This window comes from Sphingomonas cannabina (assembly GCF_021391395.1).
GTDB classification, from domain to species: domain Bacteria; phylum Pseudomonadota; class Alphaproteobacteria; order Sphingomonadales; family Sphingomonadaceae; genus Sphingomonas; species Sphingomonas cannabina.
In genome coordinates, this window is sequence record NZ_CP090059.1 from 3,517,336 (window position 1) to 3,541,357 (window position 24,022).

The 24,022-nt window shown below is 67.6% G+C and carries 13 protein-coding genes; 10 read left to right on the forward strand and 3 right to left on the reverse strand.

The window, feature by feature from the left end:
- The first annotated feature begins 168 nt into the window (after nt 1–168).
- From LZK98_RS16645 to LZK98_RS16655, 3 genes are read left to right on the forward strand one after another with little or no spacing between them, the layout of a single operon-like run.
- Nucleotides 169–2,496, forward strand: coding sequence for a S9 family peptidase (locus tag LZK98_RS16645; RefSeq protein WP_233783638.1), 2,328 nt, complete (start codon nt 169–171; stop codon nt 2,494–2,496).
- 17 nt (nt 2,497–2,513) lie between these two features.
- Nucleotides 2,514–5,258 (forward strand): DUF5695 domain-containing protein, encoded by a 2,745-nt coding sequence (locus LZK98_RS16650; RefSeq protein WP_233783639.1) that lies wholly within the window; start codon nt 2,514–2,516, stop codon nt 5,256–5,258.
- A gap of 2 nt (nt 5,259–5,260) precedes the next feature.
- Nucleotides 5,261–6,775 carry a peptide MFS transporter gene (locus tag LZK98_RS16655; RefSeq protein ID WP_319937511.1) on the forward strand — a complete coding sequence of 505 codons (1,515 nt, stop codon included), beginning with the start codon at nt 5,261–5,263 and terminating at the stop codon, nt 6,773–6,775.
- Here LZK98_RS16655 and LZK98_RS16660 read toward each other — a convergent pair.
- Nucleotides 6,735–7,922 carry a M24 family metallopeptidase gene (locus LZK98_RS16660; protein WP_319937567.1) on the reverse strand — a complete coding sequence of 396 codons (1,188 nt, stop codon included), beginning with the start codon at nt 7,920–7,922 and terminating at the stop codon, nt 6,735–6,737. The two genes, LZK98_RS16655 and LZK98_RS16660, sit on opposite strands and share 41 nt — an antisense overlap.
- Before the next feature lie 11 nt (nt 7,923–7,933).
- Nucleotides 7,934–9,169, reverse strand: coding sequence for an NAD(P)/FAD-dependent oxidoreductase (locus LZK98_RS16665; RefSeq protein ID WP_233783640.1), 1,236 nt, complete (start codon nt 9,167–9,169; stop codon nt 7,934–7,936).
- Nucleotides 9,170–9,331: 162 nt separating this feature from the next.
- Between LZK98_RS16665 and LZK98_RS16670 the strand changes: the two genes are divergently transcribed.
- From LZK98_RS16670 to LZK98_RS16685, 4 genes are all read left to right on the forward strand, one after another.
- The gene (locus tag LZK98_RS16670; RefSeq protein WP_233783641.1) at nt 9,332–9,988 is read left to right on the forward strand and encodes a GntR family transcriptional regulator; all 657 of its coding nucleotides are present in this window, start codon (nt 9,332–9,334) and stop codon (nt 9,986–9,988) included.
- Between the two features lie 24 nt (nt 9,989–10,012).
- Nucleotides 10,013–11,431 (forward strand): amino acid permease, encoded by a 1,419-nt coding sequence (locus LZK98_RS16675; protein WP_233783642.1) that lies wholly within the window; start codon nt 10,013–10,015, stop codon nt 11,429–11,431.
- Between the two features lie 33 nt (nt 11,432–11,464).
- Nucleotides 11,465–12,979, forward strand: coding sequence for a glycoside hydrolase family 27 protein (locus LZK98_RS16680; protein WP_233783643.1), 1,515 nt, complete (start codon nt 11,465–11,467; stop codon nt 12,977–12,979).
- A 181-nt stretch (nt 12,980–13,160) separates the two neighbouring features.
- Nucleotides 13,161–14,789, forward strand: a complete 1,629-nt coding sequence (locus LZK98_RS16685; RefSeq protein ID WP_233783644.1) for a hypothetical protein — start codon at nt 13,161–13,163, stop codon at nt 14,787–14,789.
- 84 nt (nt 14,790–14,873) lie between these two features.
- On the opposite strand, the gene LZK98_RS16690 is transcribed toward LZK98_RS16685, so the two are convergent.
- A complete protein-coding gene (locus LZK98_RS16690; protein ID WP_233783645.1) occupies nt 14,874–17,741 on the reverse strand; it encodes a TonB-dependent receptor domain-containing protein in 2,868 nt (955 codons plus the stop codon).
- A gap of 483 nt (nt 17,742–18,224) precedes the next feature.
- Between LZK98_RS16690 and LZK98_RS16695 the strand changes: the two genes are divergently transcribed.
- From LZK98_RS16695 to LZK98_RS16705, 3 genes are read left to right on the forward strand one after another with little or no spacing between them, the layout of a single operon-like run.
- Complete coding sequence (locus tag LZK98_RS16695) at nt 18,225–21,083, forward strand: TonB-dependent receptor (RefSeq protein ID WP_233783646.1); 2,859 nt, start codon at nt 18,225–18,227, stop codon at nt 21,081–21,083.
- A 4-nt stretch (nt 21,084–21,087) separates the two neighbouring features.
- Complete coding sequence (locus LZK98_RS16700) at nt 21,088–22,419, forward strand: MGH1-like glycoside hydrolase domain-containing protein (protein WP_233783647.1); 1,332 nt, start codon at nt 21,088–21,090, stop codon at nt 22,417–22,419.
- Complete coding sequence (locus LZK98_RS16705; RefSeq protein ID WP_233783648.1) at nt 22,416–23,855, forward strand: nucleoside hydrolase-like domain-containing protein; 1,440 nt, start codon at nt 22,416–22,418, stop codon at nt 23,853–23,855. Before LZK98_RS16700 ends, LZK98_RS16705 begins: the two co-directional genes overlap by 4 nt.
- Nucleotides 23,856–24,022 lie beyond the last annotated feature (167 nt).

Consider the following 24,022-nt stretch of genomic DNA (forward strand, 5'->3'; position numbering starts at 1 on the left):
GGAGCGGGCCTGGATAAAAGACGGATCATATATCGTATATTATCATTGACGCACCATGTCGCGCGCGTCATGAGATGCCGTCCTCATCGCATGACAGGGTGGCCGGCAACCGTGGGCAATCGCCAGTTTTCCGCAAAGACATCGGCCGGCCTGCTGGCCCTTGCCTGGATGGCGACCCTCCATTCGCCAGCTTTTGCCGAGGGCCGTCCCGCAGACCGCCCGGTGGTCGCGGCGATGCCGCCGGCGCCCAGTATCGCCGAACGCTATGCCCAGGCGGACAGCTTCATGGGCAATCGGCTGGCCGAGCTGATCGACAACGCCGATGTCGCACCGCGTTTCGTCGGCGACGGCATCGGGCTGCTGATCCGCACGGGCAACCCGCGGAGCCAGAGCTACGACTATATCGATCTCGCCACCGCCGCGCGCCGGCAAGTCGCGACCACGGCGCAGCTCCTCGCGGCTCTCGCGAAGGCAGGCAGGCCGGCAAGTGCCGACGATGCCAAGATCGGCGACGTCGATTTCGATCCGGCGGCGGGCGTCGTCCGGTTTCGCGCGCTCGGCGACCGCTGGCGGCTCGGCGCGGACGGGCGTGCCGAAAAAGCCGAGGACGAGAAGCGCGACGAGCGCGCCCTCCCCTCGCCCGATGGCCGAGTGCGGATCGTCGCCCGCGACTTCAACCTGATCGCGGTCGACGCCAAGACCGGCCGCGAGGTCCCGCTGACCACCGACGGCACGCGGGAGCAGCCCTATGGCCGCTCGATCCCCGAGCTCTCCGACATCCTGCGCGAAGGGGCCGAGGAGCCGGCGATGCCGGTGTCGGCAGAGTGGTCGCCCGACGGCCGCTACCTGTTGACCTGGCGGCTCGACACGCGCGGGGTCAAGAAACTGTCGATCACGCAGCAGAACCCGCCCGGCAGCTTCTATCCGCGCAGCTTCTCCTACATCTACCCGCTCGCCGGCGCCGAGACGCTGCCGCAGGCGACGCGCGTCGTCATCGACGTCGAGCGAGCGATGCGCAAGCGCAAGGCGAAGGTCGTCCCGCTCGCCATTCCCAGCGAATCCCTCCTCTATCCCGCGCCGCCCGACATGGGCTGGGAGAACGGCAAGCCGCGCATCCTCTGGACCGAGCGCGGCTATGGTCAGCAGGCGGTCTACCTCGCCGATCCCGAGACCGGCGCAGCGCATATCGTCGCACATGAGGCGGTGAAACCCCTCGTCACCGTTACCTCCAGCATGATCATGCCGGCGCCGGAGCTTGGCGGCGAACTCGCCATCTCGGAACGGTCCGGCTGGGCTCAGCTCTACCTCGTCCGCCCGGACGCGCCCGACGGCGGCGTGCCGCTGACCCGCGGCGAATGGGAGGTGCTGTCGGTCGACCATGTCGCCAAGGACGGCTCCTCGCTGATCGTCACCGGCGTCGGCCGCGAGGCGGCGCGCAATCCCTATTGGCGCGCGCTCTATCGCGTGCCGCTCGACGGCAGCGCTCCCATCGAGCTGACGCCCGAGCCGCTCGACCACGATGCCGAGGTCTCGCCCGACGGCAGGTGGATCGTCGACCAGATGTCGAGCCCGACCTCGCCCAACCGCGCGGTGCTGCGCGATGGCACGACCGGACGGATCGTGATGGAGCTGGCCAAGGGCGACGACAGCCGCCTGCGCGCCGCCGGCTATACGCCGCCCGAGCCGTTCAAGGGTCTCGCTGCCGACGGCCGCACGCCGATCTACGGGATGATCTACCGCCCGGCGCGCTTCGATCCGAACCGCCGCTATCCGATCATCGACAATGTCTACACCGGGCCGACCACCACCAACGTGCCCGCCACCTGGGGGCAGGCGCTGACGGTCAGCGGCAACAGCGTGGCGCAGATCGGCGCGGTGGTCGTCATGATCGACGGTACAGGCACGTCGCGGCGCGGCCAGGCCTTTCGCCTGCCGGCGTACCGGAACCTCGGCGAGGTCGGGCTCGACGACCATATCGCGCTCATCCGCCAGATGGCGGCGCGCTATCCCTATATGGATGCGAGCCGCGTCGGCGTGTACGGCGGATCGGCGGGCGGCTACGACACCGCGCGCTTCCTGCTCAGGCGCCCGGCCTTCTTCAAGGTCGGCGTCTCCTCCTCGGGCAACCATGACCTGCGCCTCGACAAGAGCTGGTGGCCGGAAGTCTCGATGGGCTTCGCCGACGAGGCGACGTGGGAGCGCAATTCCAACATGTCCGTCGCCGGCAACCTGATGGGCAAGCTGCTGCTGATCCACGGCGACATCGACGACAACGTGCCGGTCACGGAGAGCTTCCGCCTCGCCAAGGCGCTGATGGACGCCGGCCGCGACGTTGACATGGTGGTGCTGCCCAACACCACCCACCGCGTCTACCAGCCCTTCTTCTGGAAGAAGCTGCGCGACTATTTCACGCTGAACCTGCTCGGCGAGGCGCCGCCGCCGCTCGGCCCGCCACAGCAGACCGCCTCCGCCGGCGCCGCGCCGGCCGCGAAATGACTTCCGCGAGGATCAGGATGAAGCCCTTCTTGCACGCCCTCCCGCTCGTCGCGCTACTCGCCGCTGTGCCGGCGACGACGCCGTTGTTCGCCCAGGCCGAGAAGGCGCCGGCAAAGAAGGTCTTCCCGCCGATCGCGAAGACCGCGTTCCGCACGCAGTCCTTCGACCTGGCGCTGCGCACCGACACCCAGACGCTGGCGCAGCTTTCGCCGCGCGGGGAGGCCGCATTCGATTTCGTGCCGGCCAGCCGCGAAGCCGAGCGCGCCGGCGACGGTTATGTTCACATCGGCGACATCCATATCCGCCTGAAGAGCGGGGGCGGCGCGTGGCAGGACTATTCCTCCGCCCATGCGCGCAAGGCCATCGCCAGGCTGGCCGCGCGCGGTGAGGTACTCGCCGCCGCCGACATCACCGCGTCGATGGGGGCCGGCATCCCGCTGCGCGTCGAGCGCCGTTGGGTGAACGACAAGGGTGCGCTGGCCGTACGCTTCACGCTCACCAACGCCAGCAACGCGCCGGTGGAGATCGGCGGGCTCGGCCTGCCGATGGTGTTCGACAACATCATCCTCGACCGCGACCTCGACCAGGCGCACGCGCAGGCGAGCTTCGTCGATCCCTATATCGGCCGCGACGCCGGCTATCTGCAGATCACCCGCCTCAACGGCCATGGCCCGGCGCTGCTGGTGCTGCCCGAGAAGGGCACGCCGCTCGAAGCCTATCGCCCGATCCTGGAGGCCAAAGCCGCGCCGCCGGGCGACATCTTCACCGACCGCAGCCCGCGCGGCCAGGTGTCGGAGGGCTTCTACGACTGGACGATCGCCAGCAAGGGCTTCGCCGAGAAGGAATGGGCCAAGGCCGGCCAGCAGTGGAACGAGCCGACCAGCTTCACCCTGGCGCCGGGCGAGCGCCGCACCATCGGCCTGCGCTTCGTGAGGTCACCCAGCATCCGCGCGATCGAGGACACGCTGGTCGCCAACAAGCGCCCGGTCGCGATCGGCATCCCCGGCTATGTCGTGCCGACCGACCAGCAGGCCAGCCTGTTCCTGAAGGCACCGAGCGCGGTCGCGACGATCGAGTCCTTCCCCGCCGGCGCCCTGACTGCGACACCTGCGGAGAGCGGATCGGATTGGGCCCGCTACACCGTCCGCGCCAGCGGCTGGGGCCAGGCGCGGCTGACCGTCACCTATGCCGACGGCGAGAAGCAGACCGTCAGCTACTATATCACCAAGCCGCTGGAACAGGTGATGGCCGACATCGGCCGCTTCACCACGACGAGACAATGGTTCGAGGGCAAGGGCGATCCCTTCCACCGCTCACCCGCGATCCTCACCTACGATCGTGAGGCCGACAAGATCCTGACGCAGGATTCGCGCGCCTGGGTCGCCGGCATGAGCGACGAGGGCGGCGCCGGCAGCTGGGTCGCCGCCGCGATCAAGCAGCTCGACAATCCCGAGCCCCAAGAGGTCGCCAAGCTCGAGCGGCTGGTCAACGAAACCGTGCTCGGCCACCTCCAGGTCGCCGAAGGGCCCCATGCCGGCGCGGTCAGGAAAAGCCTGTTCTACTACGATCCCAAGGAATTCCCGGACTATTACGATCCCAACATCAACTGGAAGAGCTGGACCGCCTGGCCGAGGAAGGAAGCCGAGGACCTCGGCCGTTCCTACAACTATCCCCATGTCGCGATCGGCCATTGGGTGCTCTATCGCCTGGCGCGCGACAATCAGGGCCTGGTGAAGCGGCACGACTGGCGCTTCTACCTCGACTGGGCGTACCGCACGTCGGTCGCGATGATGCGCGACGCGCCCTATTACGCCCAGTTCGGCCAGATGGAGGGCGACGTCTTCCTCGACATCCTCAAGGACCTGAAGCGCGAAGGGATGACCGTCGAGGCGGCGGAGATGGAGCGGCTGATGAAGGGCCGCGCCGACCATTGGCGCACGCTCAAATACCCGTTCGGCAGCGAGATGGCGTGGGATTCGACCGGCCAGCCCGAGGTCTACGCCTGGATGCGCTATTTCGGCTACCAGCCGCAGGCGGACGTCACGCGCGAGGTGATCCTCGGCTACGACCCCACGATCCCGAGCTGGGGCTACAACGGCAACGCGCGGCGCTACTGGGATTTCCTCTACGGCGGCAAGGTCTCGCGCATCGAGCGGCAGATCCACCATTACGGCTCCGCGCTCAACGCGGTGCCGCTGTTCGACGCCTATCGCCAGAACCCGGCCGACCTCCACCTGCTGCGCGTCGCTTATGGCGGCATGATGGGCGGCATCACCAACATCGACCAACAGGGTTTCGGCTCGGCCGCCTTCCACGCCTGGCCCGACATGATGCGCTGGGACGCGATCACCGGTGACTATGGCATGGGCTTCTATGGCCATGCCATCGCATCAGCGACCTATGTGGTGAAGGACCCGGCCTTCGGCTGGCTCGGCTTCGGCGGCGACCTGACGAGCGAGGGCGCGATCGTCCGCATCGTGCCGAAGGACGGCGCGCGCCGGCGGCTGTTCATCGCCCCCGCCGGGCTGTGGATCACGCTGCAGGCCGGGCGCATCGCCGATGCCACTTACGACAGCGCTTCGGGCAAGGTGACGCTGACCCTCGACCCCGCGACGGCGATCGCGCCGGCCGCGCGGCTGCTGTTCGAGACCACCACGGCGAGCGGGCGTCCCTATGCGCTCGACGGCGGCACCGCCGATCGCGGCGGCTATGCGATCCCGCTCGGCGCCGCGGCGACCACCGTTACCCTGGCGCCGCGCTGAGCGTGGCGGACGCGCCGGACACATTGTGGGGCCATCCCAAGGGCCTCTACGTCCTGTTCTTCACGGAGATGTGGGAGCGCTTTTCCTTCTACGGGATGCGGGCGCTGCTCATCTTCTACCTGACCAAGCATTTCCTGTTTTCCGGCGAGCAGTCGGGCCTGTTCTACGGCGCCTATATCGCGCTCGTCTTTCTCTCTCCCATGATCGGCGGCTATCTCGCCGACCGCTGGCTGGGGCAGCGCAAGGCGGTGATGTTCGGCGGCATCGTGATCGCCGCCGGCCATATCGTGCTGGGGGCCGAGGACCTCCTGAATGGCTCGCCGTCGGCGCTGCCCGCCTTCTGGCTGGGTCTCGCCCTCATCGTCGTCGGCACCGGGTTCCTGAAGGCCAACATCTCGGCGCTGGTGGGGCAGCTCTATGCCCAGCACGACCCGCGTCGGGATTCGGCCTACACCTTGTTCTACATGGGCATCAACATCGGCGGCGCCGTCGGCCCCATCGTCTGCGGCCTGCTCGGCGAGATACTCGGCTGGAGCTACGGCTTCGGCGCTGCCGCGATCGGCATGATCCTCGGCCTGGTCGTCTTCGCCCGCGGCAAGCGTTACCTGCTCGGCCGCGGCGAGCCGCCCGATCCGGTGCATCTCGCCCGGCCGATCCTCGGCGTCAGCCGGGAGTGGCTGATCTATGCGAGCGCGCTGCCGCTGACGCTGCTGAGCTGGGCGCTGCTGGTGTCGCCACGGGCGACGGGCGTGCTGCTGGCGGCCGGCGGCGGCCTGATCGGGCTCGCCCTCGTCTATATCGCGGTCGCGCGGCTGGAGGGCGAGGAGCGGCGCAAGCTGCTCTATGCATTGCTGCTGCTCGTCATCCAGCCGGTCTTCTGGGGCCTCTACGAACAGAGCGGATCGTCGCTCAGCCTCTTCATCGACAATCATGTGGACCGGGTCATCCTCGGCTTCGCGGTGCCGGCGTCGGTGTTCCAATCGCTGCCGCCGCTGGGCGTCTGCCTGCTCGCCGTCCCCTTCGCCGCGCTGTGGCTGCGCCTGGCCAGGCTCGACAGGACGCCGGCGCCGCTCAGCAATTTCGGCTTCGCGATCATCATGGTCGGTGCCGGCTTCGTGGTGATGGCGGCCGCGCAGCTGCTCGTCCCCGGCGATCAGAAGGTGCCGCTGCTGTTCATCCTGCTGCTCTTCCTCTGCCACGCCACCGGCGAGATGTGCCTGTCGCCGGTCGGGCTGTCCGCCATGTCGAGCTTCGCGCCGCGGCACATGCTGAGCTTCCTGATGGGCGCCTGGTTCCTGGCGACGGCGGCGGGCAATTTCAGCGCCGGGGTGATCGCGTCGGTGATCGAGGCGATGGGCGGACGGCACGGCGGCGCCGACCGGGCGGTCGTGCTCGACGCCTATCTCAGGATCGGGCTGGTCGCCGTGGCGATCGGCGGCACCGTGCTTGTCGCCAGCATTCTCGTCGGGCGGGTCCTCAAGGGAACGGCCGATCGATCGCCGCTTGCGGCTGGGTGAACCAGCGCGCACCGGTGTCGGTGACGTGGAAATGATCCTCCAGCCGGATGCCGAACCGCCCCGGCACCACGATCATCGGCTCGTTGGAGAAGCACATGCCCGGCTGCAGCACCGTCCGGTCGCCGCGCACCAGATAGGCGGGCTCGTGGATCGACAGGCCGATGCCGTGGCCGGTGCGGTGCGGCAAGCCGGGCAGCCGATAGTCCGGTCCCAGCCCCGCCCGCACCAGCACCGCGCGCGCCGCGGCGTCCACGCTCTCGCACGGCTCGCCCGGCCGCACCGCGTCGAACGCCGCCTGCTGCGCCTCCTTCTCGATCGCCCAGATGTCGCGCGCCTCCTGCGACACGGCGCCGAAGGCATAGGTGCGGGTGATGTCGGAATGATAGCCCTCGATCGTGCAGCCGGTGTCGACCAGCACCAGTTGCCCCTCCTCCAGCGCGCGGTCGCCGGGCAGGCCGTGGGGATAGGCGGTCGCCTCGCCGAACTGGACGATGCAGAAACTCGATCCGCCGGCACCCAGCCGCCGGTGCGCCTCGTCGATGAAGCGCGTCACCTCGCTTGCGCGGATGCCCGGCCGCAGGATGCGCGCGGCGGCCGCCTGGACCGCCAGCGTCATCGACTTGGCCTGCTGCATCAGCGCGAGCTCCGCCGCGGACTTCACCATGCGGCAGCCGCTGATGACCGACGTCGCGTCGAGCAACCGTGCGGGTGTGGCGCCCCGCAGCCGCTCGGCGAAATGGAACGGCAGCTCCGGGTCGAGGGCGAGCGTCCCGACACCTGCCTCCGCCAATGCATCCGCGACCAGGCGGATCGGATTCTCATCCTCCTGCCAGGACCGGATGTCGGCGGCGATGGCGAGGTCGGCTTCGAGCGTCCCGATCTCGAAATGCGGACAGATGATGATCGGCCGCCGCCCCGGCAGCAGCAGCATCGCGACCAGCCGTTCGCTCTGCCCCCAGGGCACGCCCGTGAAGTAGCGCAGCGAGGCGCCGGCGTTCACCAGCAGCGCGTCGGCGCCGGCATCGGCGGTCAGCGCCGCCGCACGCGCGATCCGCGCGTCCCGCTCCGCTGCCGCGATGGGCGCGGCACGGTCAGCCCAGGGGCGCAGGCGCTCCAGTTCGGTCTCCGCGGTCGATCCACCAATGATTGTCCGTCTCCTCAGGCAAAGCGCTTTATGTCGAACGCGCCGATCGGCAACGCCGGCTGCTCCCCCGCCACCAGCGCCGTCATCAGCCGCGCGGTGACCGGCGCCAGCGTCAGTCCCAGATGTTGATGGCCGAAGGCATAGTAGAGATTGGGCGCGAGCGCCGACCGGCCGATCGCCGGCAGATAGTCGGGCAGCGTGGGCCGGCATCCCATCCAGCGCCGGAACGGCCCCGCGATCGGCAGGCCGAGCTCGGCGACGTGGCGTTCCAGCCGGTCCCATTTGCGCGGGTCGGCCGGCGCGTCGATGCGGCTCAGCTCGACGAAGCCGGCCGCCTGCACGCAATCCCGGTATCGCGTGACGATCATCGACCGCTCCTCGAACACCACCGGCGGCATCGCTTCCGGCCATGGCCCGGCGTCGGCCCGGACATGATAGCCGCGCTCGGCGATCATCGGCACCTTGTGGCCGATCGCCTCCATCAGGCCGCGCGAGCGGACCCCGGCGCAGACGACGATCCGGTCGACGTCCAGGCAGGACAGCTCGGCCCGATCGCCCGCCCGCACGATCGAAGTTCTTTCGCGCGCGATCTTCCCCCCTCGTGCGGCGAAGGCGGCTTCGAGCGCCGCGCGAAGCTGATCCAGGTCGGCAATCTGGCCGCTGCCCGAAAAGCGGATCGCGCCCGCGATCGGCCTCGCGCACAGGCCCGAGAGCCTCGCGATCTCCGCCTCGCTCGCCGGCCGAACCGTCGCCGTGCCGATATCGGTCGCGCGCCAGGCCGCCGCGCCCGCCCGGGCCGTTGCACCGTCATGCCACAGCACATAATGCCCGTCCCGCTTCAGCAATCCGGGCGCACCGATATCCGCCGCCATCGCCTCCCAGTCGGACATCGCCGGTTCCAGCAGCGAGCGCAGGGCGTCGCATCCGCTGCGAAACCGCGACGGCGTCGCAGCAGCGAGCAGGCGCAGACCGAACGGCAGCCAGGCGGCGGCCGACCTCGCCGGAAAGCTCAACGGACCGCCGCGCAGGAACAGCTTGCCCGGCAGCGCCCGGATCATCGCAGGCGACGCCAGCGGCGCCACCTGCTCCACCGCGATATGGCCGGCGTTGCCCCATGACGCGGCGCTCGCTCGGCTATCGTCGTCGACGATCACCACCGAATGCCCCGCATCGAGCAGCCGGATGCCCGTGCACAGGCCGATCACGCCGCCGCCGATTATTCCCGTATGCCCCACGAAACCCCGTTGCATCGATCTTCTGATATCGTATACGTTATATGCGTTCACTGCCCCAGCACAAGGCATTCACCTCTTCGTGAGCAAGCTTGCTGTCCGAAATCCCATTATCTACCGTATATCGTATGTAAGCGATCGTCATGATCGCGCTGCCTCATCCGGTACGGAGATGAACAGGTGACCATCGTTGTCCGCACGCTCGCCGAACGTGTTTTCGAGGTGATCCGGGAACGGATCGTCGCCGGGAAGCTGCCCGTCAAGGAACCCGTGCGGCAGGACGCGCTCGCGGCGGAGCTGGGCGTCAGCAAGATCCCGCTGCGCGAGGCGCTCGCCCGGCTGGAGCACGAAGGACTGCTCACCAGCCAGGCCAACCGCGGCTGGTTCGTGCGCGCCATGTCGTCCGACGAGGCGGAGGAGATCTACCAGCTGCGCCTCGCGATCGAGCCGACGGCGGCCGCCTTCGCCTGCAGCCAGGCGACCGACGACGACCGGCAGGCCGCGGTCAAGGCGTTCGAGGCGCTCGACGCCGCCGCCCATGACAATCTGAACGACGTCGCCATGCGCAACCGCGAGTTCCACGTCTCGCTGGTGCGGCCGGGCGGGCGCATATTGACGACGCAGCTGGTCGAGCGGCTGGAGGTGCTCGCCGAGCGCTATGTGCTGGCGCATCTCGAGCCGGCCGGGCGCGGCGACCGTGCCCATCTGGAGCATCGCGGCCTGCTCGACGCCTGGGTGGCGGGCGACGCGAAGCTGCTCCACAAGCTGCTGACGCAACACATCGCCAACACGCTCGAAGACCTGCGCGCGCATTTCGCCGCCAGCCACACGCAATAGCCATAAGACAGATCAGGGGGCCAGATGCTCGGACCGCGAAAACCCATCGAGACGCTGATCAACCGCGCATCCGGGCATAGCCTCGCCAAGACCCTCAGCTGGCCGCATCTGATCGCGCTGGGCGTCGGCGCGATCGTCGGCACCGGCATCTACACGCTGACCGGCGTCGGCGCCGAGCGCGCCGGCCCCGCCGTCATCCTGGCGTTCGCCATCGCCGGCGCGGTCTGCGCCTGCGCCGCGCTCGCCTATGCCGAGATGGCGACGCTGATCCCCGCCGCGGGCAGCGCCTACACCTTCAGCTACGCCGCGATGGGCGAGACGATCGCCTGGATCGTCGGCTGGAGCCTGATCCTCGAATATTCGCTCGCCTGCTCCACCGTCGCGGTCGGATGGTCGGGCTATCTGGTCGGCTGGATCCAGTCGGCGGGCATCCACCTGCCGCAGATGCTGCTGGTCGGCCCTCACGGCGGCGGCATCGTCAATCTGCCCGCGGTGCTTGTTGCGCTCGCCGTCATGGGCCTGCTGATCGCCGGCACGCGCGAGAGCGCCACGCTCAACATCGTCCTCGTCATCATCAAGCTGGTCGCGCTGTCGATCTTCGTCGCGCTCGCGCTGCCCGCCTTCCAGTCGGGCAATCTCGAGCCTTTCATGCCCTATGGCTTCGCCAGCACCCAGATCGGCGGCGAGACGCGCGGGGTGATGGCGGCGGCGGCGATCGTGTTCTTCGCCTTCTACGGCTTCGACGCGGTGGCGACGTCGGCGGAGGAAGCGAAGAATCCTGGCCGCGATCTCACCATCGGCATCATCGGATCGATGCTGGTCTGCACCGCCATCTACATGGCGGTCGCGATCGCCGCGGTCGGCGCCCTGCCTTTCCTCCAGCTCGCCAACTCGCCCGAACCGCTGGCGCTGGTGCTGCGCCAGCTCGGCCATCCGGGCGCCGCGCATCTGATCGCACTGGCGGCGGTGATCGCTCTCCCCTCCGTCATCCTGGTGATGATGTACGGGCAGAGCCGCGTGTTCTTCGTCATGGCCCGCGACGGCCTGCTGCCGAAGAGCCTGGCGGCGGTCAGCCCGCGCACCGGCGCGCCGACGCGCATCACCCTGGTGACCGGCCTGTCGATCGCGCTGGTCGCCGGCATCTTCCGCCTCGACGAGATCGCGGAGCTAGCCAATGCCGGCACGCTGGTCGCCTTCATCTCGGTCGGCGCCTGCCTGATGATCCTGCGCCGCCGCTCGCCCGAGCTGCCGCGCCTGTTCCGCTGCCCGCAGCCCTATGTAGTGGGGACGCTGACCATCCTCGGCTGCGCCTATCTGCTGTTCAGCCTGCCCGGCACCACGCTGGTCCGCTTCGGCGCGTGGAACGTCATCGGCCTGCTGCTCTACGCCCTCTACGGCCGCCGCAGGAGCGATGCCGCGCGGCAGGCCGCGGCCGCCGCCTGACCTCATCCCCATCCCTTCCAAAGGAGATCAGCGATGACGCGCGCCCTGTTCGCCGCCACCGCCCTCGCGGCCATCATGCTCGCGCCCGCCGCGGCGTCCGCCCGCACCGCCTTCGACGGCGTCTGGCTGTTCGACAAGGCGCCGCCGATGCCCGGCGTCACGATGATGGAGGTGACGAGCCGCGGCACCAGGATCGAAGGCCGCGTCACCACCCTCTGGTATGGTCCGATCACGATGATCGACCCGCGCGTCGAGAACGGGCGACTGATCTTCGACGCGCGCAACATCAACGACCGCGACCATCCGTTCCGCCGCTGGAGCGTCAGCCTCGACAAGGGGCAGGTGCGCTTGCAGGGGCAGATCTGGGCAACCGAAGTCGACGCCACCGGCTATCGCGGCACCGCAAAGGCGGCGAAGGCCCGTGCGTTCAAGGTCGCGCCGCTGCCGCCGCTCGGCGCACCGATCGCCAGCCGGCTGGCCGCGACGCCGCCGATGGGCTGGAGCAGCTGGAACAGGTTCGCCGAGCATATCGACGACGAGACGGTGCGCGCCATGGCCGACGCAATGGTGTCGAGCGGGCTCCGCGACGCCGGCTATCGCTACGTCAACATCGACGACGGCTGGCAGGGCAGGCGCGACGCGAACGGCGTACTCCAGCCCAACGACAAGTTCCCCGACATGAAGGCGCTGACCGCCTATGTCCACGCCAGGGGCCTCAAGATCGGCATCTATTCCTCGCCGGGGCCCCGCACCTGCGCCGGCTACGAGGGCAGCTACGGTCATGTCGCCCAGGACGCGAGGACCTTCGCCGACTGGGGCTTCGATTATCTGAAATACGACCTGTGCTCGGGCGAATGGTTCTATCCCAACGCCGATACGGTGAAGCGCAGCTACCGCGAGATGGGCGCGGCGCTGCAGGCGACCGGCCGGGGCATCGTCTTCTCGCTGTGCGAATATGGCCGCTTCGAGGTCGGCAGCTGGGGCCGCGACGTCGGGGGCCAGCTGTGGCGCACCACCGGCGACATCACCGATGATTACGAGACCATGGCGAAGATCGGGTTCGAGAGGAACGGCGATCCCGATCACGCCGGCCCGCACGGCTGGAACGATGCCGACATGCTCGAGATCGGCAACGGCGGGATGAGCCTCGATGAATATCGCACGCACATGACCTTGTGGGCGATGTCCGCCTCGCCGCTGATGATGGGCCACGACCTGCGCAGGACGACGCCGGAGATGCTGGCGCTGTTGACCAACCGTCACGTCATCGCCGTCGACCAGGACCCGCGCGGCATCCAGGGCAAGGCGGTGCGCAAGGACGGCAGGATCGAGGTCTGGGCCAAGCCTCTCGCCGACGGCCGCGTCGCGCTGGCATTGTTCAACCGCGGCACCGATGAGGCATCCTTCGCGCTGACGGCGGCCGACGCCGGGCTGCGGTCGATCAGCCAGGTGCAGGACCTGTGGTCGGGCGCCACCGCCGCCGGCCTGCCGGAGAGCTACACCGTGCCGGCGCACGGCGCGGTCATGGTGGCCGTCAGGGGCGGATGATCCGGCGTCAGTGCTCCTGCGAAGGCAGGAGCCTTGGCCGCAAGCGACACTCCCGATAATCCAGGGCTCCTGCCTTCGCAGGAGCACGATCCCATCACCGGACGCGGGAAGCCGATCGGCCCGCTTGTCCGATCGATACTCCTCCCCTACCAACGCGTGGGGTCTGTTTGGGGGACAAAATATGGGGGGCAGGATTGCGCTGCTCGCGCTCGGCACGCTCGTCGCGGTGCCGGCGCAGGCATCATCGGACAAGCGTGATTTCGAGGCGTGCGACGGGCGCGTTCATCCGGGACGCCAGGATGACGGGATGCGCGGCGAGGCGGGGACCGGGCGCTTCACCAGCTTGTTCCAGCGCAAGGGCGATATCGGCGCTTGTACCCGCGCCCTGGCAAGCCCGCGATTGCTGCCGACGCAGACGCTCAGGCGGGCCCATCTGCTGCGCGCGAGGGCTTCGGCCTATCTCGGCATAGGCGACATCGCCAAGGCCGTCGCCGACATCGACGCGGCCGAAGCGGCGACCGCCAACCTCGCCAACGACCGCTTCTATCAGCGCAGCATGGCGGTTTCGCTCAAGCTGCTCCGCGCCTTGGCACTTGCCCAGTCGGACGATATGCCGGGCGCGGTCAGGCTAGCACGCGAAGCGGGCGCAGCGCGTCCCTATTCGCTGCAGATTCAGCGCGCGGCGGCCACGATCGTCCAGGCCGCCCGCCCGATGCGCGACGCCTCACCCTCGCCATGGCTGTCCGCGGCCCGCCTGGATCCTCAGGCGGAGGCGACGGCGATCAGCAAGGAAGCCGAGATCGGTAATTTCGCGGGCGTGCTTGCGTTGCGCCCGAACGTCACGGTCAACTGGCCCGGCGAGCCACTCAAACCGATCGGCCTCGTCGCGCCCGATTCAGACACGGTGCGGCTGCTTTCGGCCATGCTGATCACGCTCCACACCGCCTATGCCCGTGCGGCGACGGGCGATGCCGCGGGTGCGCGCCGCGACCTCGCCGAGGTGCGCAAACATATGGCTGCGGCGCGTCCCGCGCCGGTCGAAGGAGCCCTCGCCCAACTGGCATCCCAGCCGACCACCATGCTCGATCGCTACGTCGAGACCCGCAGCCGCCAGATCGAGGCGCGCATCGCGGTAGCGGAAGCGCGGTCTGCCGACGCGATCGGCGCGCTGGTGGGCGCGCAGCTGCCGTACGACGCGGCGACGATCGAGCTGCTGACCGCGCTTCGGGCGGCGGTTCCCGTAAAGGATGCGGGGCTGGTGCCCGATGTCGCGCCTTTCGAGAAGCAACTGCGCGAGAACCGCCTCAAGGAGCTGGCGGGAATCGCCCCGAGCACGCTGATCGCGCCCGAGACGCCGCGTGCGGTCATCGACTATGAACGCGCGCGGCCCAATATCCTGGGCGCGCTGGTCGGCGGCGCGCTGAGTATGGGAACCAGCCTGCTCGGAGGAATCGGCCGCACCGACGGGTTCCGCACGATCGCGAACCCGGACGGAACCACCAAGGTGGAGTTCATCGGCAACACGCCGTCTGCGGCCCTCGTCCAGGAGATGACGCTGCTGCGTGCGGCCGAGGTGACGCGCGCGGCGGGAAAGCCGGCCTTCGTGATCGTCGAACGGAAGGATTTCTCGCGGCGCATGACGACGACGCAATATGGAGTCGAGATCAGCAGCCGGCCGACGGGCTTCAAGACCGAGCTCACCATTCGCTACGTCGATGCCGGCGCGGATCCGCAACGCGCGCTGGATGCCGTGGCGATCATCGATGCGCTGGGGCCGCTCTATTATGAGGAAAAGCAGACGACCAGCTGACCGGCGTGCCATCCGGTCGGTGCCGATCCTGCTCCGACAGGCAGAGGCGCCGGGAGGGAAATCCTCCCGACGCTCTCCCCTTCATCAGAAGTTGACCGTGGCCCCGAAGAACACCGTCCGGCCGAGCGGATCATAGACGCCCGGATAGGTGTTGCCGTTGCCGAACGCCGACAGGATGCCCGCGGCGATCGCCGGCGGATCCTTGTCGAGCAGGTTGTTCACGCCCATGCGCAACTGCAGCTGCTTGCCGACCGCCTGGGTCACCGACAGGTCGAAATAGTTATAGGCTTCGATCCGCTTGTTGATCACGCTCGGCGTGCCGGTGAGGAAGGGATTGTCCGACAGGCTCGACAGCTTGGTCGATCCCAGGTGGCGCCACGACAGCGACAGCGTGGTGTCGCCCCGCGCCATCCAGGTGAAGCGCGCGACATGGCGCCATTCGGGCGAAGGCTGGCCGCAGGTATAGCCGTAGAGACCCTTGCAGTCGTAGGTGCCGAGCCCCGGCAGCGGCTCCGCCACCTGCTCGGCCAGCCAGGTGCCGATCACGTTGACGTTGAACTTGCCCAGCGACCCAATGCCGAACGTATAGTCCCCGATCACGTCGATGCCGGAGGTCTGGAGATAGCCGGTGTTGAGCGTGGTCGAGACGATGTAGCCGTTCTGCCCGAAGATCGCGCCCGAACGCGGATCGCGGTTGAACAGACTGCAGTAGAAGGGATCGCCGGTCGCGACGCACTGGCTGATGATCAGCGACGGGTCGATCGAGCTGATATAGTCCTTCACCTTGATCCGGTAATAGTCGATCGACAGCGAGAACCCCTTCAGCGCGCGCGGCGACAGCACGAAGCCGGCGGTCCAGGTGTCGGCGGTCTCGGGCTTCACGAAGCGGTTGCCGCCGCCCTGCGCCGAACAGGTGTCGGCCGGGCATTCGACGATATGGCCATATTGGGCCGCCGTGACCCCGGTCAGCGCGCAGGTCGACGCCGACGCCGACGGGCTCGATCCGGCGCAGGGGTCCTGCGCCGCGACGTTGCCGACCGACTGCGACGCGAACAGCTCCGCGACGTTCGGCGCACGGATCGCGTGATTGTAGCTGGCGCGCAGGCGCAGGTCCTCGATCGGCTGCCAGCTCAGCTCGCCCTTGTAGGTCCAGACGTTGTAGCTCGACTTGAATCCGGTCGAGTTCTGCTTGTTGTCGTAGGAGGAATAACGCACGCCGCCGTTGATGGTCAGCGAACGGAAGAAGGGCTTGTCCTCGATGATCGGGATCTCGATCTCGCCATAGCCTTCGACCACGCTGATGATGCCGTCGGCGTTGGTCGCGCCGCCCTGCTGCGCGATCTCGTCGGCGGTGAACTTCAGCGTTTCACGGCGCTGCTCGGCGCCGACTGCGATCGAGATGCCGCGGCTCGCCCAGGGGCTAGTGATACCAAGCTGGCCAAGGTCGCCGCTCAGAGTGCCCGAGAAGGCCCGCAGCGAGTTGCGCGACGCGGTGTTGCTCGGGGTGAACATATAGCTCCCCTGCTCCGCCGTGACGCCGCCAGCCTGGAACACGTTGACCGGGATACAGTCCGGATCGGTGCCGTCGACCACCGAACGGCAGGTCGGCGTGCCGCCCACGCTGACCACGTCCAACGCACGCTGCGCCTTCACCGCGTCGACGTTGTTGAGATACCGCTCCTTGTAGCGCACCAGCGAGTAGAGATAGTTCAGGTCATAGCTGAACCCGCTGCCGAGATCGCCGCGCACGCCCGCGGTGTAGCGATAGTCGGTGTGGCGCAGATCGTCGCGCCGCGGTGCGATCGTCATGCGATAGCCGACCAGCGCATCGGCGGTCTGGCTCGTGCCGGCCTTGGCCCCGCACAGCGTCTGCAGCTGGCTCGCGCTCGCCAGCGGATTGTTGCACGAGATCGCGAAGGGCGAGCCGAGGAAGATCGCCGAGGGCGCCGCTTGCGAGAAGGTGTGATCGCGCATGTACATGAAGCTGCCGTAGACCTCGGCCGCCTTGCTCAGCTCGAACTTCGCGAATGCCCCGGCGGTGTAGCGCTCGTCCGAGCGCTGGAAGTAATTGTCGGGGGCATAATTATAGGCGTAGCTATTGTCGTAGGGCACGAAGGTCTGCGTGCCGTCGCGGTTGTTGGTCAGCGTCTGGCCCTGGAAGGCGCCCTCCAGCGGCACGAAGGTGCCGTAGGGCGTGTTGCTCGATCCGCCGCAGAACAGCGTATTCTCGTCCGCCGCCTGGAGCGCGCAGGACGAGACGTCGCGGCTCGACTGCTTGACCGGGCTGAAATGGCGGTAGCCGCCGTAGACGGTGACGTTGCCGCGGCCGTCGGCGAAGTTCTTGCCGGCCGAGATGGTGACGTCCTGCTTGCCGCCGTCCGCCACCGATTTGGGGGCAAGGGCATATCCCTTCTCGCTCAGCAGACTGCGCACCGCGCGATTGTCGTTGTCGTGCTGGGCGAAGCCGACCTGTGCGTCGACGCGCACGCCGTCGAGATTGTCCTTCAGCACGAAGTTCACGACGCCCGACAGCGCGTCGGAGCCGTAGACCGCCGAGGCGCCGCCGGTCATCACGTCGACGCGCTCGACCAGGCTGCCCGGCACGAAATTGAGGTCGATCGCCTGCTGCGGCAGCATCCGCTGGCCGTTGACCAGCACCAGCACGCGATTGGAGCCGAGGTTGCGCAGGTTGATGTTCGACGTGCCGTCAGATCCGTTGGAGACGTTCTCGTTGGCGTCGGCGGTGAACTGCGGCAGCCGGTTCAGCACCCCTTCGACCGTCGTCGCGCCCTGATATTTGAACTCCTCCTGCCCGATCACCGTCTGGGGGCTGTTGCTCTCCAGATCGGGGCGCTTGATGCGCGTGCCGGTGACGACGATTTCCTCGGACGCCCCCGCATCCGCCTCTTGCGCCGCCTGGGCGTAAGCCATGGTCGGCAGCAAGGCCGCCACCGCAGCTGTCCAATAAAATCTTGTCCGACGATGCCGCATTATGAGGTCCTCCCTTTCGGTCGGACCGATCATCGCGCTCTATGGCTCAAAAGTCAAATATAGTATACGAAATATTATATCTTAACGGCTCAGACGATAAGGTTGCGCGGCGAATGCGACTGTCGGAGGCGGATAGCGCCCGCATCTGACGCCGCCTCCCCCACAGGATACATCCCAGCTCAAATGCGCCCCACCACGTCGAGTTAGCGCAACCATTAGCGGTTGACTCGACGTTTTTTGCCGTCCTACGATGGCGTTATCAGCTGCTGATAATACCAGTTTGGCAGGAGTGATAGAATGGCGGATCGCCGAAACGGCGACCGCCTGTCGAGGGGAGGTATGTTTGCGAGCGTTACCGCCCCTCCGATTCGAGCGTCGGCGCCAGCTTCACGGAAACAGGCGTCGCTAGGCGGTCCGAATGGCCGGCAATGGAGGGGAGGAAACATGGCACGCCGTATATCATCGCACAGCTTGGCCGGTGCATCGCTCGGCGCGATGCTGCTCGCGAACCTCGTTTCGCCAGCTCATGCCCAAACAGCACCTGCTGAAGGGGAAACACAGGCCCAGGTCGGCGATGGCCCCCAGCCCGGCGACATCATCGTCACCGGCTTCCGCAGCAGCCTCCAGCGCGCGCTCGACATCAAGCGCGAGAGCGCCGGCGTGGTCGACTCGATCGTCGCCGAGGACATCGCCAAGTTTCCGGACAACAACCTCGCCGAATCGATCCAGCGTGTCCCCGGCATCGCCATCTCGCGCGATCAGGGTCAGGGCCGGTCGATATCTGTGCGCGGGCTCGGCGGCGACTTCACCTCGACCCGCATCAACGGCATGGAGAGCCAGGCGACGACCGACGGCTACAACGGCGCCAACCGGTCGCGCGGCTTCGACTTCAACGTCTTCGCGTCCGAGCTGTTCAGCCAGATCGACGTCCGCAAGACGGCCGCGGCCGACCTGCCCGAGGGATCGCTCGGCGCCACTGTCGACCTGACGACCGCGCGGCCGCTGTCGTTCAGAAAGACGACGGTCACCCTGTCCGCCCAGGGCGGCTACAACGACCAGGCCAAGAAGGTCGACCCGCGCCTCGCCGCGGTGTTCGCGACGCAGACGGCGGACGGCACGCTCGGCTTCCTCGTATCGGGGGCCTATTCCCGCCAATCGGGCAATTTCCAGCAGAGCAATTCGGGCGACTGGAACCAGGGCATCGGCGACGGCGGTTTCTGCAATCCGGTCGCGAGGCCAGCGGCGTGCGCGGGCACCAACCTGGCCGTTTACAACCAGCTCCAGGACCCCAAGGTCTACAACCCTCGCTTCCCGCGCTACGTGCAGGGCGTCGGCAGGACCGAGCGGCTGGGCTTCACCGGCAGCGTCCAGTGGAAGCCGAGCGACCGCACCAACCTGGTCCTCGACGTGCTCTATTCGAAGTTCGACGTGAAGCGCGACGACTGGGCGCTCGAGCCGATCGGCCTGAGCCGCGCCGCGTCGCAGGGCGGCAAGCCCGAGACGATCGTCCGCGACGGCATCATCGATTCGAACAACTCGCTGATCTATGCGCTACTCGACAACGTCGACCTCAGATCCGAGCACAACCGCGACAATTTCACCACCGAGTTCGTGCAGGCGACGCTGGCGCTCGAGCAGAAGCTCGGTGACCGGCTCACGCTGAAGGCGCTGGCGGGCCATTCGCGGTCGGACTTCGACAATTTCGTGGATATCTCGACCCAGATCGACTCGTTCAACGTCGACAATTTCTCCTACGACCTGCGGCCGAACGGCCAGAATGCGCCGCAGATCGACTGGGGGATCGACGTCGCCAATCCCGCCAACTGGTATTTCGGGCCGCGCGTGACCCAGCCGGGCGGTACCGGCGCGACCGGGCCGGAGATCCGCCTGCGGCCGAACTATATCCAGAACCGCAACACCACCGCGCGCGCCGACCTGACGTTCGAGGCGGCGGACGACCTCAAGCTGATGGTCGGCGCCGAATACAAGAAGTACAAGTTCGCCTCGCAATCGCTGCGCTATCTGCTGGGCGAGGCGGATTGGCCGGCGATCCCCGCCGGCTCCAGCATCCAGGACCTGACCGAGCAGTTCTGCGGTTTCGAGGCGTTCGACATGCCGGCGGGCAACACCAAATGCTGGACGACGCCCAACATCTCCGCCTTCGCCGATACGTACGATATCTTCTCCAACACGGGTCGCGCCCAGCTCTCCAACACGGTGTCCGCGGCGCGCGGCGACAACCGGTCGGTGCAGGAGCAGGACTGGTCCTTTTACGGAATGGCCAGCTTCGACAGCGAGCTGCTGGGGATGCGCGTGCGCGGCAACCTCGGCGGGCGGTTCACGATCACGAAGCAGCGGTCCAACTTCCTGACGACGGTGCCCGTATCGGTCGATCCCAGCGGGGTGGTGCCGACCGAGGTCAACCGGACCTATCGCAACTTCCTGCCGTCCGCGAACCTCGCGTTCGAGCCGAGCGACAGCCTCGTCGTCCGGCTGGCCGCAGCCCGAACCATCTCGCGTCCGCCGCTCGGCAGCCTGGCCGGCGCCACCACCGTCAACGTCTCCGGCGGGTCGCGGACCGTGACCACCGGCAATCCGTACCTGAAGCCGTTCAAGTCGGACAATCTCGACGCCTCGATCGAATGGTACCCGAGCCGGGGATCGATCGTCTCGATCGGCGCCTTCTACAAGAAGATCAGCACCTACATCCAATCGAACACGATCACCGCGCCCTATTCGACGACGGGGCTGCCGGCCGAGCTTCTCGCCGGCACCAACGTCACGCCCGACACCGATTTCGTCATCACCAACGTCACGAATACGCCGGGCGGTCCGCTCAAGGGGGTCGAGCTCAACCTCCAGCAGCAGTTCACCTTCCTGCCCGGACTGCTCAGCGGCTTCGGCGTGCTCGCCAACTACACCTATGTCGATTCCGACATCAAATATCGCGCCGGGGCGGCACTGGTCACCGCGACGCTGCTCAATCTGTCCAAGAACTCGATCAACGGTACGCTCTATTACGAGAAGGGCGGCTTCCAGGCGCGCGGGTCGGTCAACTACCGCGACCAGTATCTGACGGGCGTTCCGGCCGCCTTCAATCAGGACGTGGCTGGGACGCGCGGCGCGACCTATGTCGATGCCTCGGCCTCATACGACATCACCGAGAATCTGACGATCAGCGTGGACGCGCTCAACCTGACCAACCAGGCCGACGTTCAGTACAGCGACTCCGTGGCACGGCGCTGGGTGAACTACCGGCTGAACGGGCGCCAGTTCTACGCCGGCGTGCGTGTGAAGTTCTAGGGCGATGAGCGGCATCTCCCGGCGACAGGCGATCGGATCGGCGCTCGCCGCGGCGGCGCTCACGAGGTCCCGGACCGTGAGCGCCTCACCGAAGAGTGCGCGGCGTGCCGAGGCGCAGCCGTTGGTCGATTATCTTCGCGCCAACGGTCCGAAACTGCTGCGTCCGGCACAGGATTTCTTTCGCCATCCTTCGATCGCCCCCACCCTTCCTGCCCGGCAATATTCGGCGGAGCTGTGGGACTGGGATACGCTGTGGACGGTGCGCGGCCTGTTCGCGCTCGCCGAGGTCACCGGCGATGCGGCGCTGAAGCGGCAGGTGGCGGACCACGCCAAGGGGAGCCTGCTCAACTTCCTCGACAACCAGCAGCCCGACGGACGGCTGCCGATCGTAATGGCGTCGGCCGACCGGGATGCGAATCGCTTTCCGTTCGCGACGCGCGACCGGAACCAGGCGAAGCCGGTCATGGCGCAGCTTGCGCTGCTGATCGCCGACCGTACCGGCGATGCCGGCTGGTGCGGCCCCATATTCGACAAGCTCGCCCGGTTCCACGACAGCTGGCGCGCGCACAACGAAGCCGGCCCGGGCCTGCTGGTGTGGAGCAACGACGTCGCGATCGGCAACGACAATGATCCCACCACCTTCGGCCGGCCGCCCTTCTCGTCGGCGAACCTCCTGCTGAACTGCCTCTTCTACCAGGACCTGCGCGCCCTGACGGAGCTGGCGGCGAGGCTGAATCGCCCGGCGGAGGAGCGCGCGGCCCTGGCCAAGCGGATCGAGCGGCTCGGCGCGGCGATCCTCCGCGAATGCTGGGATCCGCGCGATGCCTTCTTCTACACGGTCGACGTCCAGTGCGTCGATCGTCGCGCAGCGCTCATCACCAATGTCGCTCCCGGCATGGACATGTCGTGGTCGACCCTGCCGATGCGGCTGCAGCTGTTCACCGGCTTCCTGCCGCTCTGGTGCGGCCTCGCGACCGCGGAGCAGGCCAGGGCCATGATCGAGAGGAACTATCTCGCCGACGATCGGCTGCGCGCGGAGCATGGCGTGCGCACGCTGTCGAACCGCGAGCGGATGTATACGCTCGCCTTTTCCAGCAATCCCAGCAACTGGCTCGGGCCGGTCTGGATCATCTCCAATTATTTCGTGTGGAAGGCGCTGTCGGCCTATGGCTATCGGCGGGAGGCGGACGACCTCGCCGACAAGACCGTATCGCTGCTGGTGGCGTCGCTCGCGGCGGACGGCAGCCTGAACGAATATTATCACCCGGACACCGGCAGGCCGCTCAGTCACAAGGGATTCATGGATTGGAACCTGCTCGCGCTGGAAATGCTGTGACCCGTTGGCGCCGGATCGCGATCGCGGTTCTGGCGGCGGTCGTCGCCGTTCCGCAGGCCGCCTGGGCAGAGGCTTGCGGCACCGCTCAGGAGGCACCGTCGAAGCGGCGGCTGTTCGTCCTCACCGACATCGGCGGCGACCCCGACGACCGCATGTCGATGGTCCGGCTGATGACCTACGCCAACCAGTTCGACATCGAAGGGCTGGTCGCGACCAGGAACAGCCGCGGCGTCTTCCCCGAGCTAATCGGCGACATCGTCACCGCCTATGGCAAGGTACGCGACAATCTCGAGTTGCACGAGCCCGGCTTTCCCACGGCTGGCGAGCTGCGTACGAGGATCGCGCAGGGCCCGCTGACCGACGGGATCAAGGGCGTGGGGCCGGGCATGGACTCGTCCGGATCGGACCTGCTGATCCGCGCGGTCGACCGTGCCGACGATCGCCCGCTCTGGGTGACGGTCTGGGGCGGGCCGAGCGTGCTCGCCCAGGCGTTGTGGAAGGTCCGGCAGACGCGGTCGAAGGCCGAACTCGCCAGCTTCGTCGCCAAGCTCAGGGTCTATGCCATCTCCGACCAGGACGACAGCGGCCCCTGGATCCGGCGCGAGTTCCCGGGCCTGTTCTACATCGTCAATCCCGGGAACACCTTCCACCACTCGACCTGGATCGGGATCAGCGGCGACAAGTTCCACGGCCGGTTCGCCGGCGGCGACTATTCGCTGGTCACCAACGAATGGATCGACCGCAACATCCGCGGCAAGGGGCCGCTCAGCGACGAATATCCCAACTGGAAGTTCCAGATGGAGGGCGACACGCCGTCGTTCCTGTACCTGATCGACAACGGCCTCAACGACCCCGATCACCCGAATTGGGGCGGCTGGGGCGGCCGCTACGAGCTCTACACGCCGCCCATGCGCAAGTGGTTCCTGGCGCCCGAGACGCGGCCGATCTGGACCGACGCCAGCGACGAGGTGCTGGGCCATGACGGCGAATGGCACGACGACCAGTACGCCACGGTGTGGCGCTGGCGCGCCGCCTTCCAGAACGATTTCGTCGCGCGCATGGACTGGACCATCAAGCCGTGCCGCCAGGCCAACCATCCGCCGGTGCCGAGGCTCGACATGCCCGCATCCATCACCGCGAAGCCGGGCCAGCGCGTCGACCTGAGCGCGGCGGGATCGAGCGATCCCGATGGCGACGCCCTCTCCTACGACTGGTTCGTGTACGAGGAGGCGGGCACGCGCAGCATGTCGAACAACGTCTCGGGCGTAAAGCTCCCGGTCAACGACGCCGACCAGCCGAAGGCGTGGCTGACGGTCAAGACCGACCGCGTGGTGCCGCCCGGCACCGGCACGATCCATGTCATCCTCGCCGTCACCGACCACGGCACGCCGCGCCTGACGCGATACAAGCGCGTGATCATCGACGTCGTCGATTGAGGCGGGTTCGGCGCCTGGAGTGGAATGAGATCGATTGGAAGCGACGGTCACCCTCACCCTTCCCACCGCCTTCGGCGGCGGGCCCCTTCCCTCTCCCAACGGGAGAGGGAGGGAGCGGCGAAGCCGCGGAAGGGTGAGGGTGACAAGCGGTTCCGTTTGAATTCATC